This window comes from Streptomyces sp. NPDC093984 (genome assembly GCF_044764595.1).
Classification (GTDB): domain Bacteria; phylum Actinomycetota; class Actinomycetes; order Streptomycetales; family Streptomycetaceae; genus Streptomyces; species Streptomyces cynarae.
On the sequence record NZ_JBIWIM010000005.1, the window covers coordinates 122,201 to 147,204 of the forward strand.

Below are 25,004 nucleotides of genomic sequence, written 5' to 3' on the forward strand. Positions count from 1 at the left end.
TCCACACCGGGTCGGCAGGGCTGCGGGCGCCCCACGCACTCAAGTCCACGGCGTCGAGCGGTGCCCCGCAACCGCGGGGGCGCCGTCCGGGACGCGCGGGACGGTGATCGGCGACCGGCCGCGTCGTCGCATCGGCCGCCTGCAAGCCGCCCGGTACGCCCGGAGACGGCAGCGGTGCCTCCCGCCGCACTCTCACGACGGGAGGCACCGCTGCCGTACGGTCAGGACAGGCTCACGGATAGGCGACCAGATCGGCCACGTTGGTGCTGGAGTTGGACGGCCCGCCACGGTCGTTGACGATGTGGCGGATGGTTCCGGTGCCGCCGAGGGAGACGGTCACCATGTCCCGGAAGCGGACGTTCGCACGTAACCGTCGCTGGTGGCAGCGAAACTCCACTGCTGGGCGCCGGTGTTGTTGCAGTTGTACTGCTGGACCGCGGTGCCGTTGGCGGTTCCGGCGCCCCGGGCGTCCAGGCACTTGCCGCTGCCGGCGTTCACGATGGTCGCCCAGCCGGTCGGCAGGACCGCGGACTGCGCGGCAGCGGCTCGGGACGGTGCCGCCGCCCGGGAGGACGTGGCGGTGATCCCCTGAGCGGGTGTGGCGGTGAGCAGGGACGCGGCCGATGCCGCGACCAGGGCGGCCGCCGCCCAGGCGCGGACGCCGGGAGCGGTTCTGCGGGGGTGCGTTCGACTGGTGCGCAAGAGGCTGAACACGGGTCCTCCTGTGCCGACTACGCGGCTGGTGGTGGGGGGCGTCCGGCCGTGCGGAGTACGGCCTTTCGGAGGCGGTGGGCACGGGGGCAGAGCACGAAGCCGCGTTCGCGCGCCACCGAGCCGCCTCCCCGTAGCACCACCCTGCGTTCACAAGACTGAAAGTCGAGCGCATTCATGGAACGGTGAGCGGTCAGTGAATCTAAAGGTCTGTACCAGGAGCGTCAAGAGATGAAGCAGGAAAGGCTCCGAACACCGGTCGAGCGGCAAGGAGTTGAACGCGGTGTCAACGGTTCCGCCGTTCCGGACGTCGTCCGCCTCGGCCGCTGACGGACCGGCGTCCGTCTCGACGGCTGAAGGACCCGCGTCCGCCTCGACGGCTGAAGGACCCTCGCTCCGCCTCGACGGCTGAAGGACCGGCGGCCGCCCTGCCTCAGACGGAGCCGGCGTTGCTGGGCGGGTAGAACGGACGCATCGGCAGCGGGTGTTCGGGGACCGGCAGCGGCGGCAGCGCCGCCTCCTCCACCCACGCCTGGAACAGGTCGTCCAGGGGCCGGGACGCGAACCGTGCGGCGTGGGCGGTGAAGGCGCCGGTCGTCACGGTCCCGCCCCGGTGCACGCCCGCCCAGCCGCGCAGCATCCGGAAGAACGCCTCGTCGCCCAGCGCGCAGCGCACCGCGTGCAGCACCAGGCCGCCGCGCTCGTAGAGGCGGTCGTCGAACATGCGCTTGCGGCCCGGGTCGGCGAGTCGCAGGTCCTGCGGAAGCGAGGACAGCTTCCGGTGCGCCGTCGCGGCCAGTCGATCGGCCGCGAGTCCCCCGGACCGCTCCGACCAGAGCCATTCCGCGTACTTCGCGAACCCCTCGTTGAGCCAGATGTGCCGCCAGTCGGCGACGGTCACGCTGTTGCCGAACCACTGGTGCGCCAGCTCGTGCGCCACCAGCCGCTCGGAACCGCGGGCGCCGTCCACGTGGTTGGCGCCGAACAGCGACAACCCCTGTGCCTCGACGGGGACGTCGAGATCCTCCTCGGTCACCACCACGGCGTACTCGCCGAACGGGTAGGGACCGAACAGCTCCTGGAACAGGGCCATCATGGCCGGCTGGCGCGCGAAGTCCCGGGAGAACCGCGCGAGCAGGGGCACGGGGATGTGCGCGTGCTGCGGCACACCGTCCTCGCCCGGATCGCCGAGCAGCACGGTCTGGTACCTGCCGATCGACAGCCCGACGAGATAGCTGGAGGTCGGCGCGGGCTGGTCGTACACCCAGGTCGTCGTCGACGCCTTGGTCGTACGGGTCAGCAGGCGCCCGCCGGTGACCACGGAGTACGCCGACGGCGTGGTGACCGAGATCTGGTAGGAGGCCTTGTCCGCCGGGCGGTCGTTGCACGGATACCAGGAGGGTGCCCCGACCGGCTGGCTCGCCACCAGCGCCCCGTCCTGGAGCTCCTCCCAGCCGACGCCGCCCCAGGGGGTGTTGACGGGCTTCGGATTGCCGGACCAGTGCACCTCGACGGTGAACGCGGCACCCCCCCGGACGGGTTTGGACGGGCGGACGCGCAGCCGGCCGCCGCGGTGCGTGTAGTGCGCCGCCCGGCCGTCGACCTTGACCCGGCCGACGCGGAAGTCGGCCAGGTTCAGCTGGAACTCGGTGAGCGGGGCCGGGCCCGCTATGGCGTTCAGACGTGCCGCCCCGGCGAGCCGGTTGGGGCCGGGGCGGTAGTCCAGCGTGAGCTCGTAGCGGTGGACCCGGTAGCGGGGGTCGCCGTTGTCGGGGAAGTACGGGTCTGCTTCCGCCTTCTGCTGAGGGCTCACTGGTGCGTCTGCTCCCTGCGCTGTGCTCGTACGTCGTGCCGGTGCCCCGTCCCCCGGCCCGATACGGGTCACGTCGCTCGCTTCCGGGGGCGCCATGCCTCGATCGGGTTGCCCAGCCAGCGGGTGTCGTCGGGCACGGACTCCGCCGCCATCACCAGGGAGGCGGGACCCAGCGTGGTACGGGCCCCGACCGTGCTGCCGGGCAGGACGATTCCGCCAGGACCCAGCGTGGCGCCCTCACGGAGGACCACAGTATCCGTCCGCAAGATCCGGTCGTGGAAGAGGTGGGTCTGCAGGACGCAGCCTCGGTTGACCGTGGCCCCGTCCCCCAGCGTGACCAGGTCCGTCTCGGGCAGCCAGTAGCTCTCCACCCACACGCCCCGGCCGATCCGGGCGCCGAGCCCGCGCAGCCACAGCGTCATCAACGGCGTGCCCGGCACCGATCCGGCGAGCCATGGCACGGTCACGACCTCGACGAAGGTGTCCGCCAGTTCGTTGCGCCAGACGAAGGAGCTCCACAGCGGGTGCTCCCCGGCCCGGTGGCGGCCCACGAGCAGCCACTTCGCCACGACGGACACGGCACCGGCCACCAGCCCGGCGCACAGCAGCACCGCCCCGCCCAGCAGCCAGGCCCAGCCGTCCAGCGCGCTGAGCGCCGCGGCCGTCAGCACGGCGAGACCCGCCGAGCAGAACACGGGCACGATCCGGCACAGCTCCACCAGCCCGCGCGCCCACAGCAGCCGGGCCGGCGGTTCGTAGGTGCGGCTCCGGTGGCCGTCGGACACCGCGCGCGGCAGCTTCACCGGCGGCAGGCCCAGGTAGGAGCTGCCCTTCTTGGCCTTCTTCGGCGTCGCCGACAGCACGCCGACCAGCCCGCCGTCCGGCACGCTGCGGCCCGGCGCGGTCATCCCGGAGTTCCCGAGGAACGCCCGCCGCCCGATCTCCGCGCGCCCGATCCTCACCCAGCCGCCGCCCAGCTCGTACGGCGCGGTCAGCGTGTCGTCGGCGAGGAACGCCCCGTCACCGACCGTGGTCAGGCTCGGCAGCGCCAGGACGGTCGACACCTCGGCGCCCCGCCCGATCCGCATCCCGAGCAGCCGCAGCCACACCGGAGTGACCAGCCCGGCGTACAGCGGGAAGAGCATCTCGCGCGAGCGGTCCATGAGCTGGGTGACCGTCCAGGCCTGCCAGCCGGCCCGGCTGTGGGTGGGATGTGTGCCCTCGCGCAGCCCGAGACTCGTCAGCCGTACGGCGGCCAGGAGCGACAGCGCGTACGTCAGACCGAAGGCGAGCGTCGCCGGCACCAGTGCCACGGCGGCGCCCCGCAGGGCCGCGCCGAGACCGGCGGCCGGGTCGACGAAGACATGCGCCACCAGGAGCGCGGCCAGCCCCGCCGGCACCGGCAGGGCCGTCAACGCGAAGCCGGTGACGCCGTACACCGCCCGCCACCCCGTACCGCGGTGCGGCCGCTCCTTGGGCCAGTTGTGCTTGGCCCGTCCGAGCTTCACGGCGGGCGCGCCCGCCCAGCGCTGGCCGGTCGGGATCTGCCCGGCGACGGCCGACCCGGGCGCGACCTCGGCGCGCTTGCCGACGCGCGCACCCGGAAAGAGCATGCTGCGCGTGCCGACCACGGCGTGCGCTCCCACCTTGACCGGGCCGATCTCCAGCACGTCGCCGTCCAGCCAGTGGCCCGCCAGATCCACCTCGGACTCGACGGCCGCGCCCCGGCCCAGCTTGAGCATGCCGGTCACCGGCGGCAGCGAGTGCAGGTCCACATCCGCGCCGACCTTGGCTCCCAGGGCCCGGGCGTACCGCTCCAGCCACGAGCCCGTCAGCGAGGTGGCCCCGCTGAACTCGGCGAGCCGTTCGGCGGCCCACAGCCGCAGGTGCACTCCGCCGCCGCGGGGGTACCGGCCGGGCTCGACACCCCGCAGCAGCAGCCGGGCCCCGCCCGCGGCGATCGCGAGCCGCCCCGGCGGGCTGAAGAACAGCAGCGCCCCGGCCGCCACGGCCCACCACGAGGTCGTCGGCGCCCACGGATACGGGCCGAACCAGTGCAGGACGTTGCCGAGGGCGGCCAGCGCCACGGTCCAGCGCAGCCCCAGCACGGTGAACAGGGGGATCAGCAGGAGGAGTTGAAGTGCCCCGGCCCGCGCCGGCACAAGAGCGATCACGCGCCGCGCCGCGTCGTCCTGTACCGACTCCTCCAGGTGGCGGGCCAGTTCGCGCAGCCTGGGCTGCTGGTAGATGTCGAGGACGGCCGCGCTGGGGTAGCGGGTGCGCAGCCGGGTGGTGAGCTGGGCGGCGGCCAGGCTGCCCCCGCCGATCGCGAAGAAGTCGTCGGATGCGTCGGTCACCGGGATGCCGAGGACCTCGGTCCACTGCTCGGCGAGCCAGGCCTCCGTGCCGTACAGCTGGTTGGCGGGGCCTTCCAGGTCCTCCAGCGGCCAGGGCAGCGCGCCCCGGTCGACCTTGCCGGAGGTGCGGGTCGGCAGGTCGTCGACCGGTGCGAGCAACGGGACGAGCGCGGCGGGCAGTTCGGCCCGCAGCCTCTCGACGGCCGCCGTGTGGTCCCACCCCTCCTGGGTGACGACGTAGCCGACGAGGAGCTGGTTGCCGCTGCGCGCCGTCCGTACGGCCGCGGCGGCGCCGGCCACCCCGGGCAGGGCCTGCAACGCCGCGTCCACCTCGCCGAGTTCGATCCGCCGCCCGCCGAGCTTGATCTGCTCGTCGGCGCGCCCGAGGAAGATCAGGCCCTCCGGCTCGGCCCGGACCAGGTCGCCGCTGCGGTAGGCGCGTTCCCAGCCGAGGGAGACGACAGGCGCGTACTTCTCGGCGTCCTTCTCCGCGTCGAGGTACCGGGCGAGGCCGACACCGCCGATCACCAACTGGCCGCTCTCCCCCATCGCCACCGGCTGTCCGGCGTCGTCCACGACGGCCAGTTCCCAGCCGTTCAGGGGCAGTCCGATCCGGATCGGCTCCTCGCCGGTGAGCAGCGAGGCACAGGCCACCACGGTCGCCTCGGTCGGCCCGTAGGTGTTCCAGACCTCGCGCCCCTCGGTGACCAGCCGCTGTGCCAGTTCGGGCGGGCAGGCCTCGCCGCCGAAGATCAGCAGGCGGACGTCGTTCAGGGCCTCCGGCTCCCAGAGCGCGGCCAGCGTCGGCACCGTGGAGACGACGGTGATCTCCTGCTCGACCAGCCAGGGGCCGAGGTCCGCGCCGCTGCGCACCTGCGCGCGCGGTACGGGCACCAGGCAGGCCCCGTAGCGCCAGGCCAGCCACATCTCCTCGCAGGAGGCGTCGAAGGCCACGGACAGGCCCGCCATGACCCGGTCGCCGGGCCCGATCGGTTCCTTCGTCAGGAAGAGTTCGGCCTCGGCGTCCACGAACGCGGCGGCACTGCGGTGACTGACGGCGACGCCCTTGGGTTTCCCGGTCGAGCCAGAGGTGAAGATGATCCACGCGTCCTGCTCGACGCCGGGGCGGGCGGCGGGGACGTCGGACGTGCCGTTGACGGTGATCTGGTGCCCGGCGCCCACGACCGCGCGCACCTGCGCCTCGCCGAACACCAACTCGGCCCGCTCGTCCGGGTCCTCCGCGTCCACGGGAACGTAGGCGGCACCGGCGGCGAGCACGGCGAGGATCGCCACGTACAGGTCGTTGGTGCCGGACGGGACACGCACGCCGACCCGGTCGCCCAGGCCGACCCCCGCGTCCGCGAGACGACGCCGGAGGTTGTCGACCTCGACGGCGAGGGAGCGGTAGGTCAGGCAACGGCGGCCGTCGTCGAGGGCCGGTTCGCCGGGGTACGCGCGTACGGAGGCGTCGAGGATGTCCATGAGCGTCCGCGGCGCGGCGGCGGGGGCGGCGGAGAAGCGGGCGCGGTCGCCGAACCGGGCGTGCATCTCGTCGTCGGTCGGGGCGACTGCGGGGCCTTGCCGGAGGGCTGCCATCGGGTCCTCACGTGTCGTTCCCGGAGCGTTCCGGGCGCTGGTGGGCCCTCAGGGATGCCCGGGGATCTTCCGGTCCAGCTCCAAACAAGCGGTCAACTTTAGTACGTCACCGCTGAGACCAGGACGTTCCGCTGTGCGGCGGGCCGGCCGAAGCCGCTCGGAATCAGTCATTCCGGTGCGCTGACGTGGTGATGTGTCATCGTGACGAGATATCCCCCACATCTGTCGTGACCGGGCTGGGGACCGCGAGCACCGCGACCGCGCGGTGCTCGCGGTCCTCACTCACCCGTACGTCCGAAGGGATCTGACGGGGCGCCGTGTCGCCCGCCGGGTGTCAGTGGTGCCCGGCCGGCAGCACCTGGACCGTGTACCCGACCGCCCGCTCACCGGTGGCGTCCGAGGGGCGGCCACGGTCCACGACGGCGCCGCAGCGGCGTTCCGCAGGGTTCCGGTGCGGACCTCCACGCCGGGGCGACCGCCTGTGTCGTCCATTCCCCGGCGGCTCGAGCGGGAGCGTCGGCCCGTGCCGCGGAGCCGACGCCGAACGGTGCGACGGCGGCCACCACGGCCGGCGTGGCGTGCAGAGTGCGGACTCGGGCGGAGGTGCGTCGTATGCCGGGCATGGGACCTCCTTCGATACGTCCGGGATGTGAGGCCCAGATCCCAGCCCTTCGACGCGACGGCGGGGCTGAGCAGCCGTGAACGGTTGCCCAAGGCGGTGCGGACGTCCGGGCCCGGCAGGGGCCGCGACGCCGTTTCCGCCTGTGCCCCGAGGGAACTCGAGGGGGTTCCGAGACCGACCGGAGGCACGGACATGAGTGATCGCAAGGACCGCCGCGGTAGCGGGTACGCGCGGGGCCGTGACGCCGGCGAGCCGGGCGCCCACTCGGGCGCGGAGAGCCAGGCGCAGGAGCGGACGGTGCCCGGTACGGCGAGCGCCGAGGAGGGCTACCGGACCGAGCGCGGCACCACCGCGGGCAAGCCCCTCGAAGGTGTCGAGAAGGACGAACGGGCCCGGCGGGAGCCGGACGCCGGGACCGACGAGCGCGGGACGGGCGGCGACGCCACCGACACCTGACCCGGTGGGGCGGCTCCCGGCCGGATCACCGTACGGGAACCGCCCGCCGGCTCTGCTCCACGGCCACCGTGGTGGTGACCCTCATCAGGCACGGCCTGCGGGGCGTCGAGCCGAACCCGAACCGCACGGCGGGTTCGACCGGTGCCAGGGAACCGAGGTCCTCCCCTTCGTAGACGCCCCAAGCCTCGGTGACAGGACGCAGGTCCTTCGCCCCGTACCACTCGTACCGGCCGGCGCCCGCGCTGCCGTGGGTCCGCACCCCCAGCAACGCCCTGGCGGCCGGGGCCACCAGTACGGCCCAGGCAGGACGGGCGGCGAGCGGTCCGGGGACGGCTGTGAGCAGCAGGCCCATGGGCCCTCTGCGGCCGGTGACGAAACGGAGGTCGAGCGGTGGGGCCACGACCGCGCATTCCCCGCGGCCGGCCTCCACTGCGACCGGTACGACCCGAACCTCGTCGAAGACGTAGGTGCCGGCGACGAAACGCGCCGTCCGCGCGGACGGGGCCAGAAGGACGCGGTGTCCGTCCTTCCGCTCGAGCATCACGTCGGTGAACGGGCCGAACGGCGACCGCGCCCAGTGGCCGACCACCACCCGCGTCCCCGACGACGTGCCGATCCCCGCGATCCACCCGTCGAACCGCAGCCGTACGCGCCCGGCATGCCCCCGGCCGATGCGTGGTGCAGTCCTGCCCGGCACGCGTCACCGTTCCTTACCGCGGTGACCGCTCAGGCGGCCGCACCGCCACCAGGCCGTCAGCCACCCGGCCTGCATCGCCGCGTCCAGCAGATAGGTCGGGCGGATCCGGCCCCGGGGCACGTAGACCAGGTCGACGGCCAGCAGCGTCACCGCCGTGCCCACGCCCGTACGGCGTGCCTGGGCCGGGCCGCCGGGCACGGCAGGGGTGCGCAGCAGCGCCCAGCCGCTGGTGGCGAGGAGACCCGCCGTCGTCCGTTGCAGCCAGTGCTCGGTCTTGCGGCCGAAGACCCACTCGAAGCTGCGCAGGTGAAGCAGGGGCCAGCCGCCGCCGACGAGATTGAACAAGCCCTGGGCCCGGGCCACGTACAGCGGGTTCATCGGGACTCCTCCCGTTCGGTGGTGCGCCGGAGCAGACGGACGCACTGCTCCCCGCCCTTCGGCACCCACGGGCCGCAGTACCCGGGCGCCACCTGGCAAAACACATGACCGGACGGCGAGAAGCGAACCGGGCCGGGGCGTGACCGGGCCCGGGACGTGAGCAGGCCGCCGGGGCGTGACCGGGCCACCGGGGCGTATCGCTCTAGATCAGGCCCGCCCCACTGCCGGCGGGAGGGCGTCCCGTTCTGATCATGCGACTGACGGCCTTCTCGATCGCGCCTTGCGTCGCCGGGACACCGAAGGCGGCCCCGTCCCCCAGCCGGTCCAGGCACGGGGCGACGGTGACGCCTTCCTCGAAGAGTTCGATCACGCGGGGGTTGATGTAGGAGGCGCGGCAGACCGCCGGCGTGTTGCCCAGGTAGTCGGCGACCTCCCTGACGGCACGGGCGATGGCCCGGCGCCGCCCGGTCTCGCTGCGGGCCGCGGGCTGTGAGACGCCCAGGGCGACGGAGGCCAGGACGGTGGCGTGCCAGGTGCGGAAGTCCTTCGCGGTGACGGCCACGCCGCTGACCTCCCTCAGGTAGGCGTTGAGGTCGTCGCCCGAGACCTCGCGCCAGCTGGGCGGCTGCCAGTAGGCCAACAGCCGGTCGCCTCCCCCTCGCCGCCGCAACAGGGAGGTGAGCGCACGGAGTATGGCGTCGTCCCCCACCGCCTGTACCAGCTCCTTGCCGTGTTTGGCCGGGTAGTCGAAGACGATGTGTCCCCGCGAGGCCCTGGCGTGCCGGCGCAGCAGCGTGGTCAGGCCGTAGGAGTTGTTCATGTCCGCGTAGCGCTCGCTTCCTATGCGGAAGAAGCCGAGGTCGAGCAGGCGCGCGCCGGTGGCGAGGACGCGGTCCCGGGTCAGTCCGCGGAGGCCGAGGTGGGCTTCCACGGCTTCCCGCAGGCGCGGCAGCGCGTCGGCGACCTCCAGGACGTGCTCGTGTTTGTTCTCCTCCTGCTGCGCCCGGAACCGGGGGTGGTAGAGGTACTGGCGGCGTCCTGCCGCATCGGTGCCGACGGCCTGGAGGTGGCCGTGGGGGTGACGGCAGATCCATACGTCCTTCCAGGCCGGAGGAATGACCAGCCCCTTGATCCGCTCGATTTCCGACGCATCCGTCAGAACGTTCCCGGAGGCGTCGAGATACTGGAACCCCCGACCGCGGCGCCTGCGCGTGTAGCCCGGATCGCAGGGACGACTGGGACGCAGACGCACCTCATCACCCTCCACACGGCTCAATCGGCGGGCGATGGCCTCCTGACGTCCGGCCGCCGACTTCTGACGGCGTGACCGGTACCCTCATCCGGACCCGTCAGTCGCTCGCCCCGGCACCGCGCGGATTTGCCTTCGAGTGGACTTCAACCGTCAGACTGATCACGGCGGAATCCGACCGCGGACGGGAAAGGGCGGCAGCACATGGGGACGACGAGCCGGGCAGGGCACCCTCTGCCGTACGGCATCTACCGGCAGGCGATCGAGCGGGAGACGCTGCGCTTCGCCGAGGTGGTCAAAGGTGCGGACCCCGGGACCGCCGTGCCCTCCTGCCCCGACTGGACCCTGGCCGAACTCACCCGGCACGTCGGGTCGTTGCAGCGCTGGTTCAGCACACTGCTGACCCGGCTGGTGCAGGAGCCCCCGCGCAGCCGCGACGTGGAACTGGGGCTGCCGGAACGTGCGCAGGAGTATGCCGACTGGGTGGCGGCGGGCGTACCCGCGGTGGCCGAGGTGCTGCGGGCCACGGACCCTCAGGCGGGGATGTGGGCCTGGGGTGAGGACCAGCATGCGCGGTTCTGGGCCCGCCGGATGCTGTGCGAAACGCTGGTGCACCGGGTGGACGCGGAGCGGGCCGTCGGCGGGGAGTCGGAGATCGACCCCGCACTGGCGGCGGACGGGGTGGACGAGTTCCTCGTCAACCTGCCCTACGCGGGTCTCTTCGCGCCGGGGGTGACCAAGCTGCACGGCAACGGCGAGGTCATCGCCTTCCGGTGCGCGGACTTGGCCGGCGGTACCGGCGAGGAGTGGCGGGTACGACTGGATCCGGACGGTTTCCGCCTGCTGGCACCGGCAGCGGGCGATGCGGCGCCGACGGGGGCGTTGACGGCGGAGGTCCGGGGGCAGGCGGGGGACCTCCTGCTCCTGCTCTACGGGCGGCGGTCGTACCAGGACTCCGCCTTCGACGTCTCGGGAGAGGTCGCGGTACTCGACCGCTGGTTCGCGCACACGGCTTTCTGAGCCGCGCCGGCGGTCCGGGCTGACCACCCTGCAAGGAGGGAGCGAACAAATCCAATCAGGAGGCGACAGAGTCCGACTGCCGCAACGTTTCCAGTGCGTGGCCGCCTGCCAGGTCAACCCTTCAGACGAGCACGGTGATAGCCCGAAATCTCGGACAGCGGGGACACATCCACCTCGTCGAGACGCAGTCGAGCACTACTCACTCGGTCAAGAATCAACAAAATCGAACGCGTATATTGACGCAGCTGAACAGGTCCGACTCTCATGGGTCCCCGCCGGGCACCTGAAGAGAGGGACGAAGCATGTCCGAGGGAACACCCCGTAGACCCGCCGAACGCCGGCGCCGCAGAGCCGCCGCCTTTCTGACGTTTCTCGGAGCCGTGGCGGCACTGCTGCTTCCGGCGACCGAGGCGCACGCGGCCACCGTGTCGTTCACCACCGGCGCCGCACGCACCGACCAGAACGGGAACGCGCTTCAGCTGCACGGCCTCGGCATCATCAAGGTGGGCGGCACCTGGTACGGATTCGGCGAGGACAAGACCGGCGAGACCTCGTCGGACACGTCGTTCCAGGACATACCCTGCTACACCTCGACCGACCTGGGCACCTGGACCTACCAGGGCATCGCCCTGGCCAGACAGAGCAGCGGCGACCTGGGGCCGAGCCGCGTCGTGGAGCGCCCCAAGGTCATCTACAACGCCTCGACGAGCACGTACGTGATGTACATGCACATCGACAGCACCAACTACTCCGAGGCCAAGGTCGGTGTGGCGACCAGCAGTACCCCGTGCGGTCCGTACACCTACCGGGGAAGCTTCCGTCCGCTGGGCAACCTCAGCCGTGACATCGGCCTGTTCCAGGACACCGACGGCACCGCGTATCTGCTGAGCGAGGACCGCAACAACGGCCTGCGCATCGACAAGCTGTCCGCCGACTACCTCTCCGTGGACAGCGCGGTGGCGGTGCTGGGCGGCAGTGGCAGCAACAGCGTCGAGGCGCCCGCCATGGTGAAGGTCAACGGCGTCTACTACGTGTTCGGCTCGCACCTCACCGGGTGGAGCCTGAACGACAACATCTACGCCACCGCCACGTCACTGGGCGGCCCCTGGTCGGCGTTCCGGAACTTCGCCGCTCCCGGCACCCATACCTACGGCAGCCAGACGGCGAACGTCATCACGGTCCAGGGCACCTCCGGGACGACCTACATCTACGCCGGCGACCGCTGGAACACCTCCGACCTCGGCTCGTCGCAGCTGATCTGGCTGCCGCTGACCATCAGGGGACGCACGGTGAACCTCGGTCAGTACCCCACGTGGTCCCTCGACGCCGGCGCCGGCACCTGGACCGCCGACAGCGGCATTCCCACGACAGGGGTCCACACACTCACCGACGTCAACAGCGCTCTGCTGCTGGACGTTTCGGGCGCCTCCACATCGAACGGTGCCAAGGTCATCCAGTGGACGTCCACCGGCGGCACCAACCAGCAGTGGACCTTCACCCGGGTCGGGGACAACGTCTACACGCTGAAGAGCGTGAACAGCGGCCTGTGCCTGGACGTGCCGAACCAGTCGACCGACACCGGCGTGCAACTGCAGCAGTGGACCTGCAACGGCGGCACGAACCAGCAGTGGTTCCTCGACCTGGTGGGCAGCTACACCGGCAGCACGTACATGCTGGCCGGTGTGGGCAGCGACCTGAACATCGGCGTCGCGGGCGGTGTCACCACCAAGGGGACGGCGGTGGACCAGGAGACGGGCACCGGTGCGACGAGCCAGCAGTGGAGTCTCTCCTGATCCACTACGCCGAGAACGACCGGGCGGCCTGGACCAGGTCAGGCCCGTCGCCGAGAGGAAGCGGTGGGCATCGGCGGGCCTCTCCGGGGGCTCGCTTCTCAGCGGTGGCGGTCCAGAGGTCGGGGCAGGAAAGGGCCGCGTTCCGGCAGGCGCACGTGGCGTGCGTCACGCGGGGGTGCCGACAGGGCCGTGGCATGCTGGCGCGATGGGATCTCCGCGTGACCACAAGCCGCTGGCCGAGCAGGTCGAGGAACTGCTCGCCGCCGGTGGCCCGTTGCCGATCGTCGCCGCCGGTCATCCGGTGCTGCGCTCCGGCGCCGAGCCGTTCGACGGGCAGTTGGGGCCCGCGCTGCTGGCCCGCTTCGTCGAGGCCCTGCGCGTGACGATGCACGCGGCGCCGGGCGTGGGTCTCGCCGCGCCGCAGGTCGGGGTGGCGTTGCGGATCGCGGTCATCGAGGACCCGGCGCCGGTCCCGCAGGAGGTCCGGGTGGCGCGCGGGCGGGTGCCGCAGCCGTTCCGGGTGCTGGTCAACCCGTCGTATGAGGCGGTCGGCACCGAGCGCGCCGCGTTCTTCGAGGGCTGTCTGAGCGTGCCCGGATGGCAGGCCGTGGTGGCCCGGCACGCCCGGGTGCGGCTGCGGGCGCTGGACGAGCACGGGGCCGCCGTGGACGAGGAGTGCACGGGCTGGCCGGCGCGCATCGTCCAGCACGAGACGGACCACCTGGACGGCACGCTCTACCTGGACCGCGCCGAGCTGCGCTCGCTGTCGACCAACGAGGCGGTGGCGGCGCGTTGGGCCCAGCCGACGCCGGAACGGGCAGCGCGAGAACTGGGGTTCACGCTGCCCGGCTGAGGCTACCGGTGTCAGCCCCGGTACGCCTCCAGCAGCCGCAGCCACACCTCGCTGATCGTCGGGAACGACGGCACCGCGTGCCACAGACGGTCGATGGGCACTTCGCCGGCGACGGCGATGCTCGCGGAGTGGATGAGTTCGCCGACGCCGGGGCCGACGAACGTGACGCCCAGCAGGGTCTCGCTGTCCAGGTCGACGACCATGCGGGCGCGGCCGTGGTAGCCGTCGGCGAACAGGTTCGCGCCCGCCACCGAGGAGAACTCCACGTCCACGGCGCGCACCCGGCGGCCCGCCTGCTCCGCCTCGGCCAGCGACAGGCCAACGGCCGCCGCTTCCGGGTCGGTGAAGACCACCTGCGGGACGGCCGCGTGGTCGGCGGTCGCGGAGTGGGCGCCCCAGCGGTCCGTCTCCAGCAGCGGGACGTGCGCCGCGCGGGCCGCGATCGCCGCACCCGCGATGCGGGCCTGGTACTTGCCCTGGTGGGTGAGGAGGGCGCGGTGGTTGACGTCGCCGACCGCGTACAGCCACTCGCTGCCCGCCACCCGCAGGGTGTCGTCGACCGGCAGCCAGGAGCCGGGCTCCAGGCCGACCGTGTCGAGGCCGATGTCGCCGGTGCGCGGGGTCCGGCCGGTGGCGAAGAGGATCTCGTCGGCCTCGAGGCGGTCGCCGGCGTCCGTGACGACCACGACGGTGTCGCCCTCGCGCCGTACCGATTCCACCGAGGTGCCGAAGCGCACGTCCGCGCCCGCGTCGGTGAGCGCCTCCGCGACCAGTTCCCCGGCGAACGGCTCCATGCGCGGCAGCAGGCCCTTGCCGCGGCACAGGACGGTGACCTGGGAGCCGAGGGCCTGCCAGGCGGTGGCCATCTCGGAGGCCACCACACCGCCGCCCACGACGATCAGCCGGCCGGGGACGGACTGGGCGCTGGTCGCCTCACGGCTGGTCCACGGGTTCACCTCGGCGATCCCGGGCAGGTCGGGCAGCTGGGCGTCGCTGCCGGTGCACACGGCCACCGCGTGCCGTGCGGTCAGCACGTGCCGCTCGCCGTCCGGGCCGGTCACCGTGACCCTGCGCGGCCCGTCCAGCCGTCCGTGGCCCCGGTAGAGGTCGGCTCCGATGCCGTCCAGCCAGGAGACCTGCCCGTCGTCCTTCCAGTCCCCGACCTCGTAGTTGCGGTGGGCGAGGACCGCGGCGGCGTCGAGGGGGCCCTGCGCGAGCCGGGCGAGGCCGGGGACGCGGCGGGCGTCGGCGCGGGCGATCACCGGGCGGAGCAGTGCCTTGCTGGGGACGCACGCCCAGTAGGAGCACTCGCCGCCGACCAGCTCGCTCTCCACGACCGCGGTGGACAGGCCGGCCGCACGAGTGCGGTCGGCGACGTTCTCCCCCACGGGCCCGGCTCCGAGCACCACGACGTCGTACGCGATGGATTCCGTTTCCGTCATGGGGACAGTCTGGTGGGTGGTGTGCCCGGTGGCCACACGGGTAGGGCGCGGAATACGTGACCAAGTGTGACGGTTGACGACAGCGGCTCGGCCCCGACATCAGGAAGAGGGATACGCCATGAGCAACACCGTGGAGCTCACCAAGGAGAATTTCGACCAGACGGTCCAGGACAACGACTTCGTGCTGATCGACTTCTGGGCGTCCTGGTGCGGGCCGTGCCGTCAGTTCGCGCCGGTGTACGAGAAGGCCGCCGAGGAGAACCCTGACCTGGTGTTCGCCAAGGTGGACACCGAGGCGCAGCCCGAGCTCGCGGCGGCGTTCGGCATCCAGTCGATCCCGACGCTGATGATCGTCCGGGACCGGGTCGCCGTGTTCGCGCAGCCGGGCGCGCTGCCGCAGGCCGCTCTGGACGACGTGATCGGACAGGCCCGCAGGCTGGACATGGACGAGGTCCGCAAGGCGGTGGCCGAGCAGCAGGCCACGGTCGAGCAGAACGGCGAGTGACGGCTGCCGGCAGAGCGGTTCAGAAGGGGTACGTCGCCACGTCCCCGCGCACCGTGGTCCAGCGCAGGTGGGTGAAGGCGTCCAGATTGGCCTCGCCGCCGAAGCGCGCGCCGGTGCCGGAGGCGGCGAGGCCGCCGAAGGGCGCGACAGCCTCGTCGCCCACCGTCTGGTCGTTGATGTGGGCCATGCCCGTCGGGATCCGCTCGGCCAGGTCGAGGCCGCGCGCGGCGTCCCGCGTGACGATGCCCAGGGAGAGGCCGTACGGCCCCGCGGAGGCGAGGCCGACGGCCTCTTCCGCTGATCTGAAGGGGCGTACGGGTGCGACCGGCCCGAAGACCTCCTCCGTGTACGCCGGTGTCGTGTCGTCGGCTCCGGCCAGCACCGTCGGCCGGTAGAACAGGCCGCGGTGCGTGCCGCCCGCCACGAGTTTCGCGCCTCGGGCGATGCTGGCCGCCACCAGCCCGTGGATCCGGGCGAGTTGGCTCGCGTCGATGACGGGGCCGAGGTGCACCTTCTCGCGGTACGGGTCGCCGACGGTGAGCGTGTCGGCCTTGGCGGCGAGCCGCTCGACGTACTCCTCGTACAGGGACGCGTGGACGAGGTGACGGCCGGTCGTCATGCAGATCTGGCCCTGGTGGAAGAAGGACCCCCAGGCCGCGGTGGAGACGACTGCGTCGAGGTCGGCGTCCTCGAGGACGATCAGCGCGGAGTTGCCGCCGAGCTCCAGGTGGATGCGTTTCAGGTGGTGCCCGCCGGCCTCGGCGATCGCGCGGCCGGCGGCGGTCGACCCGGTGAAGGAGATGACCGGGACGCGCGGGTCGGCGACCAGTTCCTGGCCCACGTCGGGTTCGCCGGGCAGGACGTGCAGCAGGCCCTCGGGCAGTCCCGCCTCGGCGAACACGGCGGCCACGGCGAGGCCGCCGCAGACGGCGGTGCGCGGGTCGGGTTTGAGCACGACGGCGTTGCCGAGGGCGAGGGCCGGTGCGACGGAGCGGACCGCGAGGATCAGCGGGGCGTTGAACGGGGCGATCACGCCCACCACGCCGACGGGGACACGGCGCGTGTACGACAGCCGGGGCGCCTCCGAGGGCAGGACCTGCCCCATCGGGTGGGACGCGAGAGCCGCCGCCTCGTAGCACTCCTGTGCGGCGACGTGCAGCTCGAAGCCGGCCTTGTCCGGGACGGAACCGGACTCGCGGACGAGCCAGTCGCGCAGCTCGGCGGTGTGCTCGGCGAGCAGGTCGCCGGCCCTGCGGAGCACGGCGGCGTGCACACTGTAGGGGGTCCTCGCCCAGGCGCCCTGGGCGGTGACGGCGGCCCGGGCGGCGGTCTCGACGTCCTGTTCGGAGGCGAGCGTGACGGTGCCGAGCGACTCGCCGGTGGCGGGCTCGGTGACGGTGTACTCGGCGCCCGTCAGCGGCTGCGGCTGCCAGGTCTGCGTGTCGAGCAGCATGAGGGCTCTCCGATCCGGCACCGGGCGGGGGCGTACGGTGCGCGTAAAGGCCCCCGTCCCGCGTGCTCAGCTCGATTCGCGGTGCACGATCCGTGCCCCGAACACCTCGTGCACCTCCGGCACACCTCCAGGATCGCGCACCGCGCGGTCGACCAGCTCGGCGAGGTCGCGTCCGGACGGCAGTTCGATGTGGACCGTGCTCAGCCGCGGCCGCAGCAGCCGGCCGAGCATCAGGTCGTCGGCGCCGACCACGGCCGTCTCCTCCGGGACGTCCACGCCCTCGTCCTGCAGTGCGCGCATCAGGAGCATGGCGTACTCGTCGTTGTACGCGAAGACGGAGTCCAGGCCCAGGGAGCGCCAGCGCCCGGCCAGCCGGGCTGCGGCGTCCTCCTCGTAGGCGAGCTGCAGCTCGGTGACGGTCGCGTCGGTGCCCTCCAGGGCGCGCCGCACGCCTTCCAGCCGGGGCCTGGAGAAGAACTCCAGACCGGGCTCCTCGGGCATGACCACACCGACGCGGCGGCGGCCGCGGGCCAGCAGATGGACCCCGGCGCTGTGCCCCACCCCGTGCTGGTCCAGGAGCAGCGCGTGCGCGCCCTGGACGCGTTCGGAGCCGAGGGTGACGACGGCGCGGGCGCCGGAGCGCTTGAGGACGTGCACGCCCTCGGCGCCGAGGCCGCCGCCGGGCACGATGACCGCGACCGGCCGCAGTTCCGCCCAGGCGCGGGCCGCCTCGTCCCGGTCGAGGCCGATGCCGCCGTACTGCACGACCGTGTAGTCGAGCCGGCTGAGCGCCCACTGCAGTTCGCTCAGGAACCGGCTGTACAGCGGGCCCGCCGGCACGTTCGGGGAGGGCATGAGCACCATGCGGCTGTGTCCGGCGCGCAGGCTGCGGGCGGCCGCGTGCGGGACGTACCCCAGTTCCTTGGCGGCCTCGTGGACGCGGCGCCGGGTGGGTTCGCTGATGCGTACGGCGCTGGTGTTGTTGAGGACGTAGGAGACGGTCGCGCGCGAGACACCGGCCAGGCGTGCCACATCGGCACTCGTCGGCACGGCGGGTGGTGCGGGCGACGAAGGGACGGGCTGTTCCGGTATCTGCACCATGACGTACCGCATCTTCGCAGAACGCTCACACCGCGCGTTCCCGGGGTGCGCTGGTGACCGTAACCACCCCTCCCACAAGGGAAGTTGCGTAATCACTGTCGCACGGCGCCCGCACAGGTTACCGTTCGGTAGAAGACGGTTCCGCGGAGGTGTCCCCATGACGTCCGACCGCATTCCGGGACCGGCGGAGTGCGCCCGCGCGCTCGCCGCCGGCGAGATGACCTCCCGGGCACTCGTGGAACGCACGCTGGCCCGGATCCAGGCGGCGCAACCCACGGTGAACGCGTTCCGCGTGGTGCGCGCCGAGGCCGCGCTCGCCGAGGCGGAGGCGGCCGACAGGCTGCTGGCGGCCGGGGTGCGGCGGCCGCTGCTCGGGGTGCCGGTGGCGGTCAAGGACGACATGGACGTGGCGGGTGAGCCCACCGCGTTCGGCTGCCCGGGCGAGTTCCCGCCGGCGGCCGAGGACGGCGAGGCGGTACGGCGGCTGCGGGCGGCCGGCGCGGTGATCGTCGGCAAGACCAACACCTGCGAGCTGGGGCAGTGGCCGTTCACCGAGGGGCCCGCCTTCGGCGCCACCCGCAACCCGTGGAACCTCCGCCACACACCGGGCGGCTCGTCCGGCGGCTCCGCGGCGGCGGTCGCCGCGGGCCTGGTGCCGGCCGCGCTGGGCTCGGACGGCGCCGGGTCGGTCCGCATCCCGGCCGCCTGGACGCACCTGGTCGGCATCAAGCCGCAGCGCGGCCGGATCTCGACCTGGCCGAGCCCAGAGTCCTTCTACGGCATCACGGTCAACGGCACGCTCGCCCGTACGGTCGCCGACGCGGCGCTGCTCCTGGACGCGGCGAGCGGGAACCACGACGGCGAACGACACCGGCCGCCCGCACTGGACGTCTCGGCCGCGGTGGCACGCGACCCGGGCCGGCTGCGGATCGCGCTCTCGCTGAAGCCGCCGTTCACGGCGTTGCCGGCGCGGCTCGATCCCCGCGTACGGGAGCGGGTGCTCGCGCTCGCGGAGCGGTGCGCCGCGCTCGGGCACGTGGTCGAGGAGGCGGAGCCGCGGTACGGGCAGATCGGGCTGGCGTTCGTACCGCGGGCGACCGCAGGGCTGGCCGAGTGGGTGCGCAACGTGCCGTACCCGGACCTGCTCGACCGGCGCACCCGTGACGCCGCACGCCTGGGCCGGCTGCTCGGCGGGGCTCCGCTGCGCGTGGCGCGGCGGGCGGAGGCGACGCTGCACCGGCGCGTGGGGGCGCTCTTCACGACGTACGACGTCCTCCTCGCGCCGACGACGGCCGCTCCCCCGCCGCGCATCGGAACGCTGGCGAACATGAACGGCTGGAACACGGACCGGGCGATGATCGCGGCGTGTCCGTACGCATGGCCGTGGAACGTGCTGGGCTGGCCGGGGATCAGTGTGCCCGCCGGTTTCGTCGCTGACGGTCTGCCCGTGGGCGCGCAGTTGCTGGGCCCGGCGAACAGCGAGCCTCTTCTGGTGTCGCTGGCGGCCCAGTTGGAGGCGGACCAGCGCTGGGACGGGCGGTGGCCGCGGTACGCGGGCGCCCTGGACGCGCCGGCGACGCAGGAGCGTGCGGACCGTACCCTGTGACCATGGACGATGCGCCGATGGTCGGCTTGATGGGACGTGTCACCGGTACCGTCGGGCCCGGACTGGTCGGCGAGGTGATCGTCCGCGTGCGCGGCGGGGCCGAGCACTTCCTCGCGTATCCCGCGGACGGAACCGGCCGCATCGAGCGGGGCGCGGTGGTGATGGTGGTGGAGTATCTGCCGCCCCGAACCGTCTACGTCGAGGCCATGTACGCCAGTTGAGCCCCTCTCACCGCAGGTGAGAGGCGTGGGTGTCAAGATTGCGACAAGGTTTCGTCAGTGTCTTCACCCCGGGCTTGGGCAGGCGCAGACTCGCCTTCGTTCGGTGCCGACCCGGCACCAGGCAAAGGGGGCGTATGCCGATGGTCATCGGCGTCGTCGCGGGGGCTGTCGTCCTCGCGCTGCTTGTCATCGTTGGGATCTTCAAGCTCATGTGGCGTGTCGCGGAGCCCAACGAAGCACTGATCATCTCCGGTTCCAAGCATCGGACGGAGGGTCTCGAGGAAGGGATGGGCTTCCGCATCGTCACGGGGCGCGGCACGCTGGTCCTGCCGGGCGTGCAGGCGGTGCGCAAGCTGTCGCTCGACCTCAACGAGACCGAACTGCACGTGGACTGCGTGACCCATCAGGGCATTCCGCTGAAGGTGCGGGGCGTGGTCATCTTCAAGGTGGGCGACGACTTCGTGTCGATCGCCAACGCGGCCCGCCGCTTCCTGGACCAGCAGAAGCTGATGTCGGAGCGCGTGCACAACGTGTTCGCCGGTCATCTGCGGTCCATCGTCGGCGGGTTGACGGTCGAGGACATGATCCGCGACCGGGAGAAGCTCACCGGGCAGACCCGGGCCGCCTGCGGTACGGAGATGGAGAAGCTCGGTCTGATCGTGGACTCGCTGCAGATCCACGAGATCGAGGACCCGACGGGGTACATCCGGAACCTGGCCGCGCCGCACGCCGCGGCGGTGCAGCGGGACGCGCGCATCGCGCAGGCGGAGTCGAACCGTCTCGCCACCGAGGCGGAGCAGCAGTCGTTCGCGCGGATGGCGGAGGCGACGCGGGACAGCGAGATCCTGCAGGCCGGGTACCAGGCCGAGCGGGACAAGGCGGCCGCCAAGGCGCGCCAGGCCGGTCCGCTCGCGGATGCCGCGGCCCGCCAGGAGGTCGTGGTGCAGGAGACGCGGGTCGCGGAGCTGGAGGCGCACCGGCGCGAGCAGCAGCTCCAGGCGGACGTCCGCAAGCCCGCGGACGCGAAGGCGTACGAGAAGCGCACGCTGGCCGAGGCCGAGCGTGACGCGCGGATCTCGGCGGCGCAGGCCAAGGCGAAGGAGACCGAGCTGGCGGCGGCGGCCGAGGCGACACGGGTCAAGGCGGCCGCGGCTGCGGAGGCCGAGGCGACCAAGACGCGCGGTGCGGCGGCGGCCGAGGCGACCCGCGCGACCGGTGAGGCCGAGGCGGCCGCGGCTCAGGCGAAGGGCCTGGCCGAGGCGGAGGCGACCCGCGCCCAGGGCCTTGCGGAGGCGGAGGCCATCAAGGCGCGCGCCGCGGCCCTCGCGGACAACCAGGAGGCCGTGGTCGCGCAGCAACTCGCCGAGAAGTGGCCTGAGATCGTCCAGGCGGGCGCGTCGGCGTTCGGCAATGTCGACAACATGGTGCTGCTCAACGGGGCGGACGGCATGGCCGACATGTTCGCCAAGGCCCTGACGATGGGCGGCACCGGCCTGGGGCTCGCCCGCCAGTTGCTGTCCTCGATGAACCAGAACACGGCGCCCGCGGCGGGGACGGCCGGGCTGAACGGGTTCGTACCGCCGCGACCGGAGAAGGTCACGGTGGAGAAGGACGGGGGATGAGTCCCTCGGGAATGAGGCGCTGAGGCGCTGAGGCTTCGGGCGTACGGGACTCGGATCCCGTACGCCCGAAGCGCGTTCTGCGGCGCGGCGCGACGGCCCGTGGCCGGGGCCCCCGCTGGTGACCGGGATGAGACTTACGTCACCACCTTGACGGGTGACGCCTGCGTGCGGACCCGGATCCGGAGCGCGGTCGGCAAGGGTGCGCGCCACCGCGCCGCGCGTGATGGTGATGCGGAGGGCACAGCGAGCCGCAACGGGAGTCGCGCCAATGGAATACCTCGTCACGATGACCAACCACGTCCCCGAGGGCACACCGGAGGAGGCCGTCGCGGACATCCGCGCCCGTGAGGCCGCGCACTCGCGTGAGCCGGCCGCACAGGGGCGCCTGCTCCGCCTGTGGCGGCCGCCGCTGCGGCCCGGCGAGTGGCGCACGCTGGGGCTGTTCGCGGCCGAGGACGACTCCCGGCTGGAGGAAGTGCTGGCCTCGATGCCGCTGCGCGTGTGGCGCACGGACGAGGCCACACCGCTGTCAGCGCACCCCGACGACCCGTCCCCGGCGGCGCCCGGACGTGCGGGTGCCCGGGAATTCCTGGTCCGCTTCACTCGCTCGGCGGCCGAAGGCACGCCCGCTCAGACGATCGACTCGGCTGTGGAAGCGGAGGCGGTCCGTGCGCGCGAACTGGCCGCCCAGGGGAGTCTCGTACGACTGTGGCGGCTACCGGGCCAGGGGCGGGCACTGGGCCTGTGGCGGGCCGAGGACACGACCGAGCTGGGGGCCGTCCTGGAGGCGTTCCCGCAGTCACCCTGGATGACGGTCGAGACGACACCCCTTGGCGAACACCCGAACGACCCGGCGCTGACCGCGAGTTGACACCCTCCCCGGGGAAGGATGGGCCCCGGGGCGGTGGTGCGCGTCGGCTGACGGACGAGTCCCGTCCCACGGCATGAGGAGGAGCTATGGACATCGCCGGATCGGTGGCCCTGGTCACGGGCGCGAACCGCGGCATCGGCAGGGCGTTCGCCCGCGCGTTGCTCGACCACGGTGCCGTCAAGGTCTACGCGGCGGCGCGCGACCCGGAGAGCGTGACGGACCCGGACGTCACGCCGCTGCGTCTGGATGTCACCCGTCATGAAGAGGTCGCCGCGGCCGCCACCGCGGCGGGTGACGTCAGCATTGTGATCAACAACGCCGGTGTGGGCGGCTGGGGCACCAAGCTCTTCGAGGGCTCCCTCGACGGCGCCCGTGAGGCGATGGAGGTGAACTTCTTCGGCACCTGGGCCGTCGCCCGTGCCTTCGCGCCCGTCCTGGCGCGGAACGGGGGCGGCGCCCTGGTGAACATGCTGTCGGTGGCGTCCTGGGTCGGCCGGCCCGGCTGGCCCGGCTATGCGGCCTCCAAGGCGGCGCAGTGGTCGCTGACCAGCGCGCTGCGCGAGGGGCTGCGGGACCAGGGCACCCTGGTGGTCGGAGTGCACGCGGGCTTCGTGGACACGGAACTGGCCGCCTGGGCGGACGCGCCGAAGATCGGCGCCGGGGACGTCGCCGAGCAGACCATGCGGGCTCTGGCCGACAACCGGGTCGAGGTCCTCGCCGACGAGCGGACGAGGCAGGTCAAGGCGGCCCTGTCCCAGCCGCTCGACGACGGGGCCCTGTGACGGTTCGGCGGGCGCCCCGCGTCCGCGTCAGTTCCCCCTCCAGATGTTGTCGAAGGCCGCCTTTTCGATGGCTCGTCGCTGTCGTACGGCCGTCAGTTCCGTCACCGCGTCGTCGACGGCGGCGAGCACCGTCGTCACCGCCTCGTCGGTCTCGTCCGGCAGCTCTCCGGCGGGTGTCTCACGGATCCCGATGGCCGTGGCGAGAGCGGCGAGCACGGGCTCGTCCTCGGCCCATCGGCCCGCCGCCCGCTGCCGGGCGGCGGAGTCGGCCAGCACCGCCTCACCGGTCCAGGACGGCAGCAGGCGGCGGTGCTGGCGCTTGAGCAGTCCCTCGTCCTCGAAGGCGGCCAGATACGCCGAGGACAGATCACGCCCCCGGCGCCAGAGCCAGTCCTCGACCGTTTCATAGGGCGTCTGCCGGACGAGTGACGCCGCGGCCTCCCGCACCAGGCGGTCGTCGGTCACCGGCGGGTCGCCCGGTACGAGGAGGTCTCCGTCCAGCGTGAGGGCCCGGGCGTCCCGGAGGTCGAGCAACTCCGCTCCCGCGAGCGCGAGCGAGAGGTCGCCCGGTTCGGCGGAACGGCCGGGTGCCGCGTCCAGGGCGACGATCAGCAGGTCCCTTGCAGTGGTCATGTGCGGCTCCCCGTCAGTGGCTTCGGTGCGGTACGTCGTTGAGCGGCCGTCCCGACAGCCCGACAGTAGCGCGGCTGCGTCAGTGGCGGTCCGTCGAAGCCGCTACGGCGTCCGCCGCGGCGGGCCTGTCTCCCGGGGCGCTGCCCCGTACGACCGCCCGGTGGTGCGGGAAGCCGATGCGCAGGACGCCCACGGCGAGGGCGGCGGCGAGGACCACGACGGCGGCCAGGAGCAGGGCCTGGCGGTAGCCGTGGTGGAGCAGCGGGGCGACGGCCAGGGGGCCGAGGATCTGGCCCACGGAGTACCCGGTGGGCTACGTCAACCGGCTGCCCCCGGATCTGACGGGAGCGCGCGGCGGTACGGGCCGTCGCCGACGTCCTGGCCGAGGGGGCCGGCGACCTCGGCATCCACGTCCCCGACGCCTGACTGCCCGACGGCGACCCGTACAAGCGCTGACCCCGGGGACGGCTCACAGCAGGAAGGCGGAGACGGCGTCCGTGAAGGCGTCCGGGGCGGCCTCATGGATGAGGTGCCCGACCGGGATGGTCACCACCCGCCCGCGCGGGACCCGGCGCGCCAGTTCCGCGATGCCGTCCTGGGGGATGTGGCTGCCGGGGCCTCCGGCGAGCACGAGGGTCTCGGCGGTGATCCGGCCGAGCCGCTCCAGCCAGCGGGGATCCGGCGTGTCGAGCTGCGGCCTGACCGCCGTCACCACCTCCCAGTCGAAGGTCAGGTCGCCCTCCGGCCGGGCCGGGGCGGTCGGGTGTCGGGGGCGCGGCACCGGTACGTCCTCCAGGACGAGCCGGCTCACCCGCCCCGGACGGTCCTGGGCGAGCAGGTAGGCCACCACGCCGCCCAGGGAGTGCCCGATCAGCTCCACCGTGCCGAGGCCCAGCGCGTCCAGGAAGCCGAGCACATCGGCTCGCATCAGCTCGAGCGAGTACACACCGGGCCAGTCGCTTCGGCCGTGGCCGCGCAGATCGAGGGCGTGCACGCGTCGGCTGCGGGCGAAGTGGGGCGCCACCGCGTCCCAGCTGGAGCCGTCTTCGCCGAGGGCGTGCAACAGGACGAGTGGCGGGGCATCGGGCGGTCCCGAGATCCGGCAGGCCAGCCGGACGCCTCCGGCGTCGACCGAGCAGTGGTCAACCATGCCTGGAGGGTACGCGGCAGATCCCCCAGCGGATGCACCCCTGGCGAACGGCCCTGATCCTTGAAGGAGGGGG

20 protein-coding genes and 2 pseudogenes are annotated in these 25,004 nt (G+C 72.8%); 10 read left to right on the forward strand and 12 right to left on the reverse strand.

Going from position 1 to position 25,004, the window contains the following annotated elements; translation table 11 throughout:
* Positions 1–360 precede the first annotated feature (360 nt).
* The 3 genes and pseudogenes from ACIRC0_RS19995 to ACIRC0_RS20005 all read right to left on the reverse strand — a co-directional run.
* A pseudogene (locus ACIRC0_RS19995) lies at positions 361–585 on the reverse strand (RICIN domain-containing protein); the annotation flags it as partial.
* 559 nt (positions 586–1,144) lie between these two features.
* Positions 1,145–2,524, reverse strand: coding sequence for a M1 family metallopeptidase (locus tag ACIRC0_RS20000; protein WP_403617469.1), 1,380 nt, complete (start codon positions 2,522–2,524; stop codon positions 1,145–1,147).
* Positions 2,525–2,592: 68 nt separating this feature from the next.
* Positions 2,593–6,477 (reverse strand): Pls/PosA family non-ribosomal peptide synthetase, encoded by a 3,885-nt coding sequence (locus tag ACIRC0_RS20005; protein WP_403617470.1) that lies wholly within the window; start codon positions 6,475–6,477, stop codon positions 2,593–2,595.
* Between the two features lie 814 nt (positions 6,478–7,291).
* Here ACIRC0_RS20005 and ACIRC0_RS20010 point away from each other — a divergent pair.
* Positions 7,292–7,555: a hypothetical protein gene (locus ACIRC0_RS20010; protein ID WP_403617471.1), complete on the forward strand. Its 264-nt coding sequence runs from the start codon at positions 7,292–7,294 to the stop codon at positions 7,553–7,555.
* A gap of 25 nt (positions 7,556–7,580) precedes the next feature.
* Here the strand turns inward: ACIRC0_RS20010 and ACIRC0_RS20015 are convergent, their stop codons facing one another.
* The 3 genes from ACIRC0_RS20015 to ACIRC0_RS20025 form a co-directional block, all read right to left on the reverse strand.
* The gene (locus ACIRC0_RS20015; RefSeq protein ID WP_403617472.1) at positions 7,581–8,252 is read right to left on the reverse strand and encodes a hypothetical protein; all 672 of its coding nucleotides are present in this window, start codon (positions 8,250–8,252) and stop codon (positions 7,581–7,583) included.
* Between the two features lie 3 nt (positions 8,253–8,255).
* A complete protein-coding gene (locus ACIRC0_RS20020; protein ID WP_403617473.1) occupies positions 8,256–8,630 on the reverse strand; it encodes a hypothetical protein in 375 nt (124 codons plus the stop codon).
* 202 nt (positions 8,631–8,832) lie between these two features.
* Positions 8,833–9,882 (reverse strand): DNA topoisomerase IB, encoded by a 1,050-nt coding sequence (locus ACIRC0_RS20025; RefSeq protein ID WP_403617474.1) that lies wholly within the window; start codon positions 9,880–9,882, stop codon positions 8,833–8,835.
* A gap of 201 nt (positions 9,883–10,083) precedes the next feature.
* Here ACIRC0_RS20025 and ACIRC0_RS20030 point away from each other — a divergent pair, with 201 nt between their 5' ends.
* From ACIRC0_RS20030 to ACIRC0_RS20040, 3 genes are all read left to right on the forward strand, one after another.
* Complete coding sequence (locus ACIRC0_RS20030; RefSeq protein WP_403617475.1) at positions 10,084–10,899, forward strand: maleylpyruvate isomerase family mycothiol-dependent enzyme; 816 nt, start codon at positions 10,084–10,086, stop codon at positions 10,897–10,899.
* A 302-nt stretch (positions 10,900–11,201) separates the two neighbouring features.
* Positions 11,202–12,692, forward strand: a complete 1,491-nt coding sequence (locus ACIRC0_RS20035; protein ID WP_403617476.1) for an RICIN domain-containing protein — start codon at positions 11,202–11,204, stop codon at positions 12,690–12,692.
* A 205-nt stretch (positions 12,693–12,897) separates the two neighbouring features.
* The gene (locus ACIRC0_RS20040; protein ID WP_403617477.1) at positions 12,898–13,545 is read left to right on the forward strand and encodes a peptide deformylase; all 648 of its coding nucleotides are present in this window, start codon (positions 12,898–12,900) and stop codon (positions 13,543–13,545) included.
* 11 nt (positions 13,546–13,556) lie between these two features.
* Here the strand turns inward: ACIRC0_RS20040 and ACIRC0_RS20045 are convergent, their stop codons facing one another.
* Complete coding sequence (locus ACIRC0_RS20045; protein WP_403617478.1) at positions 13,557–14,987, reverse strand: dihydrolipoyl dehydrogenase family protein; 1,431 nt, start codon at positions 14,985–14,987, stop codon at positions 13,557–13,559.
* 73 nt (positions 14,988–15,060) lie between these two features.
* Here ACIRC0_RS20045 and trxA point away from each other — a divergent pair, with 73 nt between their 5' ends.
* Positions 15,061–15,492, forward strand: a complete 432-nt coding sequence (gene trxA / locus ACIRC0_RS20050) for a thioredoxin (RefSeq protein WP_403617479.1) — start codon at positions 15,061–15,063, stop codon at positions 15,490–15,492.
* Between the two features lie 19 nt (positions 15,493–15,511).
* On the opposite strand, the gene ACIRC0_RS20055 is transcribed toward trxA, so the two are convergent.
* Both ACIRC0_RS20055 and ACIRC0_RS20060 read right to left on the reverse strand, forming a co-directional pair.
* On the reverse strand, positions 15,512–16,945 hold the full coding sequence (locus ACIRC0_RS20055; protein WP_403617480.1) for a benzaldehyde dehydrogenase: 1,434 nt from the start codon (positions 16,943–16,945) through the stop codon (positions 15,512–15,514).
* A 66-nt stretch (positions 16,946–17,011) separates the two neighbouring features.
* Positions 17,012–18,046: a LacI family DNA-binding transcriptional regulator gene (locus tag ACIRC0_RS20060; protein WP_403617481.1), complete on the reverse strand. Its 1,035-nt coding sequence runs from the start codon at positions 18,044–18,046 to the stop codon at positions 17,012–17,014.
* A gap of 157 nt (positions 18,047–18,203) precedes the next feature.
* Here ACIRC0_RS20060 and ACIRC0_RS20065 point away from each other — a divergent pair, with 157 nt between their 5' ends.
* The 5 genes from ACIRC0_RS20065 (at position 18,204) to ACIRC0_RS20085 (ending at position 23,148) form a co-directional block, all read left to right on the forward strand.
* Positions 18,204–19,652, forward strand: a complete 1,449-nt coding sequence (locus tag ACIRC0_RS20065) for an amidase (RefSeq protein ID WP_403617482.1) — start codon at positions 18,204–18,206, stop codon at positions 19,650–19,652.
* A gap of 2 nt (positions 19,653–19,654) precedes the next feature.
* A complete protein-coding gene (locus tag ACIRC0_RS20070) occupies positions 19,655–19,873 on the forward strand; it encodes a hypothetical protein (protein ID WP_403617483.1) in 219 nt (72 codons plus the stop codon).
* 134 nt (positions 19,874–20,007) lie between these two features.
* Positions 20,008–21,495, forward strand: a complete 1,488-nt coding sequence (locus ACIRC0_RS20075) for a flotillin family protein (protein WP_403617484.1) — start codon at positions 20,008–20,010, stop codon at positions 21,493–21,495.
* Positions 21,496–21,763: 268 nt separating this feature from the next.
* Entirely contained in the window at positions 21,764–22,366 is a 603-nt protein-coding gene (locus tag ACIRC0_RS20080; protein WP_403617485.1) for a muconolactone Delta-isomerase family protein, read from the forward strand.
* 86 nt (positions 22,367–22,452) lie between these two features.
* Complete coding sequence (locus ACIRC0_RS20085; protein WP_403617486.1) at positions 22,453–23,148, forward strand: SDR family oxidoreductase; 696 nt, start codon at positions 22,453–22,455, stop codon at positions 23,146–23,148.
* 27 nt (positions 23,149–23,175) lie between these two features.
* Here the strand turns inward: ACIRC0_RS20085 and ACIRC0_RS20090 are convergent, their stop codons facing one another.
* The 3 genes and pseudogenes from ACIRC0_RS20090 to ACIRC0_RS20100 form a co-directional block, all read right to left on the reverse strand.
* Positions 23,176–23,781, reverse strand: coding sequence for a GPP34 family phosphoprotein (locus ACIRC0_RS20090; protein ID WP_403617487.1), 606 nt, complete (start codon positions 23,779–23,781; stop codon positions 23,176–23,178).
* Positions 23,782–23,860: 79 nt separating this feature from the next.
* Positions 23,861–24,088, reverse strand: a pseudogene (locus tag ACIRC0_RS20095) (MFS transporter); the annotation flags it as partial.
* A gap of 162 nt (positions 24,089–24,250) precedes the next feature.
* Positions 24,251–24,931, reverse strand: a complete 681-nt coding sequence (locus ACIRC0_RS20100) for an alpha/beta fold hydrolase (protein ID WP_403617488.1) — start codon at positions 24,929–24,931, stop codon at positions 24,251–24,253.
* Positions 24,932–25,004: the final 73 nt, after the last annotated feature.

What these genes read in the sequence shown, in the direction of transcription:
- ACIRC0_RS20080 (WP_403617485.1), top strand. Translation starts at nt 21,764, where the DNA reads ATGGAATACCTCGTCACGATGACCAACCACGTCCCCGAGGGCACACCG.
- ACIRC0_RS20005 (WP_403617470.1), bottom strand. Translation starts at nt 6,477, where the DNA reads ATGGCAGCCCTCCGGCAAGGCCCCGCAGTCGCCCCGACCGACGACGAG.
- ACIRC0_RS20090 (WP_403617487.1), bottom strand. Translation starts at nt 23,781, where the DNA reads ATGACCACTGCAAGGGACCTGCTGATCGTCGCCCTGGACGCGGCACCC.
- ACIRC0_RS20065 (WP_403617482.1), top strand. Translation starts at nt 18,204, where the DNA reads ATGACGTCCGACCGCATTCCGGGACCGGCGGAGTGCGCCCGCGCGCTC.
- ACIRC0_RS20055 (WP_403617480.1), bottom strand. Translation starts at nt 16,945, where the DNA reads ATGCTGCTCGACACGCAGACCTGGCAGCCGCAGCCGCTGACGGGCGCC.
- ACIRC0_RS20045 (WP_403617478.1), bottom strand. Translation starts at nt 14,987, where the DNA reads ATGACGGAAACGGAATCCATCGCGTACGACGTCGTGGTGCTCGGAGCC.
- ACIRC0_RS20030 (WP_403617475.1), top strand. Translation starts at nt 10,084, where the DNA reads ATGGGGACGACGAGCCGGGCAGGGCACCCTCTGCCGTACGGCATCTAC.
- ACIRC0_RS20010 (WP_403617471.1), top strand. Translation starts at nt 7,292, where the DNA reads ATGAGTGATCGCAAGGACCGCCGCGGTAGCGGGTACGCGCGGGGCCGT.
- ACIRC0_RS20060 (WP_403617481.1), bottom strand. Translation starts at nt 18,046, where the DNA reads ATGGTGCAGATACCGGAACAGCCCGTCCCTTCGTCGCCCGCACCACCC.
- ACIRC0_RS20035 (WP_403617476.1), top strand. Translation starts at nt 11,202, where the DNA reads ATGTCCGAGGGAACACCCCGTAGACCCGCCGAACGCCGGCGCCGCAGA.
- ACIRC0_RS20020 (WP_403617473.1), bottom strand. Translation starts at nt 8,630, where the DNA reads ATGAACCCGCTGTACGTGGCCCGGGCCCAGGGCTTGTTCAATCTCGTC.
- ACIRC0_RS20100 (WP_403617488.1), bottom strand. Translation starts at nt 24,931, where the DNA reads ATGGTTGACCACTGCTCGGTCGACGCCGGAGGCGTCCGGCTGGCCTGC.
- ACIRC0_RS20085 (WP_403617486.1), top strand. Translation starts at nt 22,453, where the DNA reads ATGGACATCGCCGGATCGGTGGCCCTGGTCACGGGCGCGAACCGCGGC.
- ACIRC0_RS20040 (WP_403617477.1), top strand. Translation starts at nt 12,898, where the DNA reads ATGGGATCTCCGCGTGACCACAAGCCGCTGGCCGAGCAGGTCGAGGAA.
- ACIRC0_RS20075 (WP_403617484.1), top strand. Translation starts at nt 20,008, where the DNA reads ATGCCGATGGTCATCGGCGTCGTCGCGGGGGCTGTCGTCCTCGCGCTG.
- ACIRC0_RS20070 (WP_403617483.1), top strand. Translation starts at nt 19,655, where the DNA reads ATGGACGATGCGCCGATGGTCGGCTTGATGGGACGTGTCACCGGTACC.